The organism is Hansschlegelia beijingensis, assembly GCF_045505405.1.
In the GTDB taxonomy this organism is placed as follows: Bacteria; Pseudomonadota; Alphaproteobacteria; order Rhizobiales; family Methylopilaceae; genus Methylopila; species Methylopila beijingensis_A.
Window position 1 is genome coordinate 1 of record NZ_JBJKEX010000206.1, and the last position, 5,420, is coordinate 5,420.

The following is a 5,420-nucleotide window of genomic DNA, read 5'->3' on the forward strand; positions in this document are numbered from 1 at the left end:
TGAGGTGGATGTAGCCCTTGAAGCCATGCTCCAGCCGGAGGGTCCGCGCGACGCGGACCACCTGCTCCATCGGATCTCCGTCGGTTACTTGGCGTCCTTGCACCAGGACGCGGAGGCCTCGCGGCAGCGCTCGGAGTAGCCCTTCGTCAGCTTCTCGGCCGCAGCCCACTCTTCCTCGTCGACGCCGTTGTTGTTGTCGGTGTCCATCGCCGAGAAGGTGGGGGCGGGATCGAGCTTCAGCGTGCCGACACTCTTCTCCCACTCCACGCGGCTGATCCTGCCGCTGCCGTCGGCATCGAGCGTGTCGAAGGCCGGCCAAGCGGCGGCCGAGGCCGCCGCCCCGGAAAGCAGCAGAGCCGCAGTTGCGATGGCCATAATCCTGGTCATGGCGTCTTCTCCCCTTGCGTTGTTTACGCGCCGTGGCTCTTTTGGCGAGCCGCGGTCCTGTCGCCGTTGTTGACGACCCTGCAAGCGAGAGGCAGACGCAAGGTTTAATCAATGGAAGCGCTTCCAATTTTGTCGGGATATACTAGCAGATAAACTTGCGCCCTTGTCCCAATACGAGGCCGCCTGCGGGCCTCTCGGGCGCTCAGTGCGAGCCGCGTCCGTGCGGGCGCCATACCCTTTGACCTCGCTCATCCTTTTTGAACTGCGATGCTGTATCGTCCCCGTGACAGGATACGAGCAGCGCGCGGCCGGCCGCGCGCGATGCAGGAGCGCTTGATGACGCGCAAATATTTCGGCACCGACGGCATCCGCGGACGGGCCAACAAGTTCCCGATCACGCCCGACTTCGCCCTGAAGGTCGGCATGGCGGCCGGCATCGCCTTTCGACGCGGCGACTACCGCCACCGCGTCGTCATCGGCAAGGACACGCGGCTTTCCGGCTACATGATCGAGAGCGCCCTGCAGGCGGGCTTTACCTCCGTCGGCGTCAACGTCCTGCTGGTCGGGCCGCTGCCGACGCCTGCGGTGGCGCTGATCACCCGCTCGATGCGCGCCGATCTCGGCGTGATGATCTCGGCCTCGCACAATCCCTACGACGACAACGGCATCAAGCTGTTCGCGCCGGACGGCTACAAGCTGTCCGACGAGGTTGAGGCGGAGATCGAGGCGCTGCTGGATTCGGATCTCGGGCCGAAGCTCGCGGCGTCGGCGGGCCTTGGCCGCGCGAAGCGGATCGACGACGCGCAGGCGCGCTACATCGAGTTCGCGAAACGGACGGTCAGCCGCAATCTCTCGCTTGAAGGGCTGCGGATCGTCGTCGATTGCGCCAACGGCGCCGCCTACAAGGTCGCTCCGGAAGCGCTGTGGGAGCTCGGCGCGGAGGTGGTGGCGATCGGCGTCGAGCCGAATGGCGTCAACATCAATCGCGACGTCGGGTCGACCTCGCCTTCCGCCCTGATCGCCAAGGTCCACGAGACCCGCGCCGACCTCGGCATCGCGCTCGACGGCGACGCCGACCGGGTGATGATCGTCGACGAAAAGGGCCAGATCGTCGACGGCGACCAGCTGATGGCGGTCGTGGGATCCTCCTGGGCCGAAGAGGGCAGGCTGAGCGCCCCGGGGCTGGTCTCGACCGTGATGGCGAACCTCGGCTTCGAGAGGTATCTGGCCTCGATCGGCCTCACGCTGGAGCGCACCCCGGTCGGCGACCGCTACGTGGTCGAGCGCATGCGGGCGCAGGGCTACAATGTCGGGGGAGAGCCCTCCGGCCACATCGTGCTGTCGGACTACGCGACCACGGGCGACGGGCTGGTCGCGGCCCTGCAGCTGCTCGCCGTGGTGCAGAAGGCCGGCAAGCCGGTGTCGGAGGTCTGCCACCGCTTCGAGCCGTTGCCGCAGATCCTGAAGAACGTGCGCTACAAGTCCGGCCGGCCGCTCGATGACGAGAAGGTCCGCGCCGCGATCACCGACGCCACCGAGCGACTGGGCGCGCATGGCCGGCTGGTGATCCGGCCGTCCGGAACCGAGCCGGTGATCCGGGTGATGGCCGAGGGGGACGACCACGACCTCGTCTCGCACGTCGTCGACGACGTCGTCGACGTCATCACCCGAGTGGCCGCCTGAGGTCCCGATACTGCGCGCGCTTCGTCGGCGCCATGTGTTGCGCCGGCGAAACAACAGTCACCGCGTAGTCGAGGCGTCACGGTTAAAGGTTAAGGTTAAACGCTCATTAACGACTTACCTGCCAGTGTGCCATCCGTGAGATGAACATGCGCTGCCTCGCCGTTGCGGGCGCCGCAGATCAAGGACATGGCAGGATGGCCAAGCTCTCGACCTACGCGCTTGCCGGCGCGGTACTACTCGCGCTCGCGCCGGTCGCGAGCCGCGCAGCCGATCTTCCCGAACCGCCGCTGCTCGAGCCGGCGCCCGAGCCCGTCGAATTCGGCTCCAACTGGTATCTGCGCGGCGACATCGGCTACAAGGTCTACCGCGATCCCAAGGCTCGCTACGACACCAACGCCCCGGCCTTCGCCGGCAACCGCAGCTTCAGCGGCGAGAAGATGGGCGACGCGGTCGTCTTCGGCGGCGGCGTGGGCTACAGGTTCAACGAGTGGTTCCGCACCGACGTCACCGCGGACTACGAGACCCGCTCGCGCTTCCGCGGCCGCCTGTTCTGCCCCGGCCCCTGCGGCAGCTCCGGCACGTCCCGCGAGACCATGAAGATCGACGCGTTCACGATCTTCGCGAACGCCTATTTCGACGCCGGCACCTACTACGGCTTCACGCCTTACGTCGGCGGCGGCATCGGCGCGGCCTATCTCGACGTGCACAACTACCGCTCGAACTCGGCCGGCAACCCGTCCTATTCCGGCGACGGCAAGTGGAACTTCGCCTGGAACCTGACGGCCGGCGTCGGCTACGAGGTCAGCGAGAACCTGATCATCGACACCAACTACCGCTTCGTCGATCTGGGCGAGGCCCGCTCCAAGCCGATCGCGGCCGCCGGCGGCTCCGGCCGGGTGAAGGTCGACGACATCCAGGCCCACGAGTTCCGCGTCGGCTTCCGCTACCTGCTCGACTGAGCCCTTCCGACGCTCACGGTGATCAAGGCGGCGCGTCAGCGCCGCCTTTTTTGCGTTTTGGGTCGCCCCGCTATCGTCCGAAGGGCTGCCCTGCAGCCTCCCGGGCCCCTGGCGGCTTGACGCGCGGGAGGGCCCGGCTGATAGGGAGCGTTCCGAACCGCGTTCGTTCGTGGTTCGGTCCGTGAGGATGCAGCAATGACCAATGTCGCCCCGCGCGTGCGGCCCCAGAACCCGAATTTCTCGTCAGGCCCCTGTTCCAAGCGTCCCGGCTGGTCGCTCGACGCCCTGAAGGACGCGGCGCTCGGCCGTTCGCATCGCTCCCCGCTTGGCAGGGCCAAGCTGAAGGAGGCGATCGACCTCACGCGCGAGGTGCTCGAAGTGCCCGCGAGCCACCGCATCGCGATCGTGCCCGGCTCCGACACCGGCGCCGTCGAGATGGCGATGTGGTCGTTGCTCGGCGCGCGCGGCGTCGAGGTTCTGGCGTGGGAGAGCTTCGGCGCGATCTGGGTGACGGACGCCGTGGCCCAGCTGCGCCTGCCGAACGTGAAGGCCACGGTCGCCGACTTCGGCAAGCTGCCCGACCTGTCCGCCGTCGATTTCGACAATGACGTGGTGTTCACCTGGAACGGCACGACCGCCGGCGTGTGCGTGCCGAACGCCGACTGGATCCCGGCGGACCGCGCAGGCCTCACGATCTGCGACGCGACGTCGGCCGCCTTCGCGATGGAGCTCGACTACGCCAAGCTCGATGTCGTGACCTTCTCCTGGCAGAAGATCATGGGCGGAGAGGCGGCGCATGGCGTGCTGATCCTCGGGCCGCGCGCGGTCGAGCGCCTGGAGAGCTACGTCCCGGCGTGGCCGTTGCCGAAGCTGTTCCGCATGACCCATGACGGCAAGCTGGACGAGGGGCTGTTCCAGGGCGACGTGATCAACACGCCCTCCATGCTCTGCGTCGAGGACTACCTCGACACGCTGAAGTGGGGCCGCTCGGTCGGCGGCCTCAAGGGGCTGGTCGGGCGGGCGAACCGCAACGCCGCCGTCATCCACGATTACGTGGCGCGGACGCCGTGGCTCCAGAACCTGGCCGAGGACCCGGCGACGCGCGCCAACACCGGCGTCTGCCTGCGGATCGTCGATCCCGCCGTGCTGGCGCTGCCGGCGGCCGAGCAGAAGGCGTTCGCCAACCAGCTCGTCGGCCTGATCGAGGCGCAGGGCGTCGGCTACGATTTCGGCGCCTATCGCGACGCGCCCGCCGGCCTGCGCATCTGGTGCGGCGCGACCGTCGAAGCCTCCGATCTCGCGGCGCTCACCGAATGGCTCGACTGGGCCTACGCAGAACTCCGTCCTGGCCTCGCCAAGGCCGCGTGACGTTCCTGCGGCCGCATCTGCGGCCGCGCAAGCAACCGGAGAGCGCCGATGTTCACCCCCGAGAACGACCTCGAGCGCTCGCTGGTCCGGGCCGCCGATCAGCCGGAGCACCGCGCCGCGTTCCTCAAGGAACTGCTGGACGCGGAGCTCGCCTTCGCCCTCATCGACAGCGGCGACGCGCGTGAAGGCTACGTGGTCCCGGAAGTCAGCAACGACGATCTGTCCTTCGTGCCGGTCTTCAGCTCGGAGAGCCGGATCAAGGCGATGTTCGGCGACGAGAAGCTGCAGGTCGTCCGGCAGACCTTCCGGCAGATCCTCGAACAGATCGACGACGCGAATTTCGTGCTGAATCCTGGCTCGGACTATGGCCGCGAACTGATGGCCGAGGACGTCGCCTGCATGCTCGACGGCGATTTCGAGCGCGCGGCCGAAGGCTTCGAGGATGACGACGAGGATGGCGACGGCGCCGAGAACGAGCCGCCGATGATGATCGGCGAACCGTCGCCGGCCCCGGTCCATCTGACCGCGCCCTTGGCCGCGCTGTTCGCCACGATCCCCGAGGTGAAGAAGGCCCATATCGGCCAGGCGGTGTTCGCCGATTCCGAAGGGGTGCGCCGCCTGGTCATCGGCCTCACGGCGGAAGGCGACATCGACGCCGTCCTGGACCGGGTCGGCGAGGTGCTGGAGTCCGCCGCGCGGCCGTCCGACGTCATCGACTTCGTGGAGGTGCCGGGCTCCCCGCTCGACGAGTATTTCTCGCGGGACCTCAAGCCCTTCTACAGCCGGAACGATCCGCAGCCGGCCTGACGGCCCACGACGCGAGACGCGGGGCCCGCGTCTCGCCGAAATCCGGACTAGCTGACCGGCGAGACCAGCCGGACGCGGTCGCGGTCAGTCGGAGATCGCTGCCTTGCTCGCCGAACTCGGGCTCGTTCGGCCTGACGGCAAGCCCCATCCGATCAGCACGATCTCCAGCGCGGTGAGCCGCGGGCGGATGCGGGCGGATGCGGGGCGGAGCGGCGT

The 5,420-nt window shown here is 68.0% G+C and carries 5 protein-coding genes; 4 read left to right on the forward strand and 1 reads right to left on the reverse strand.

Annotated elements, in window-relative coordinates; translation table 11 throughout:
- Positions 1–84 precede the first annotated feature (84 nt).
- A complete protein-coding gene (locus tag ACIKT0_RS12350) occupies positions 85–387 on the reverse strand; it encodes an EF-hand domain-containing protein (RefSeq protein ID WP_407105630.1) in 303 nt (100 codons plus the stop codon).
- Positions 388–723: 336 nt separating this feature from the next.
- On the opposite strand from ACIKT0_RS12350, the gene glmM reads away from it, so the two are divergent.
- From glmM to ACIKT0_RS12370, 4 genes are all read left to right on the forward strand, one after another.
- Positions 724–2,070 carry a phosphoglucosamine mutase gene (gene glmM / locus ACIKT0_RS12355; RefSeq protein WP_183395425.1) on the forward strand — a complete coding sequence of 449 codons (1,347 nt, stop codon included), beginning with the start codon at positions 724–726 and terminating at the stop codon, positions 2,068–2,070.
- A gap of 194 nt (positions 2,071–2,264) precedes the next feature.
- The gene (locus tag ACIKT0_RS12360) at positions 2,265–3,029 is read left to right on the forward strand and encodes an outer membrane protein (RefSeq protein WP_407105632.1); all 765 of its coding nucleotides are present in this window, start codon (positions 2,265–2,267) and stop codon (positions 3,027–3,029) included.
- A gap of 195 nt (positions 3,030–3,224) precedes the next feature.
- Positions 3,225–4,397, forward strand: a complete 1,173-nt coding sequence (locus tag ACIKT0_RS12365; RefSeq protein ID WP_407105633.1) for a phosphoserine transaminase — start codon at positions 3,225–3,227, stop codon at positions 4,395–4,397.
- A 48-nt stretch (positions 4,398–4,445) separates the two neighbouring features.
- A complete protein-coding gene (locus ACIKT0_RS12370; protein WP_407105634.1) occupies positions 4,446–5,204 on the forward strand; it encodes an enhanced serine sensitivity protein SseB C-terminal domain-containing protein in 759 nt (252 codons plus the stop codon).
- Positions 5,205–5,420 lie beyond the last annotated feature (216 nt).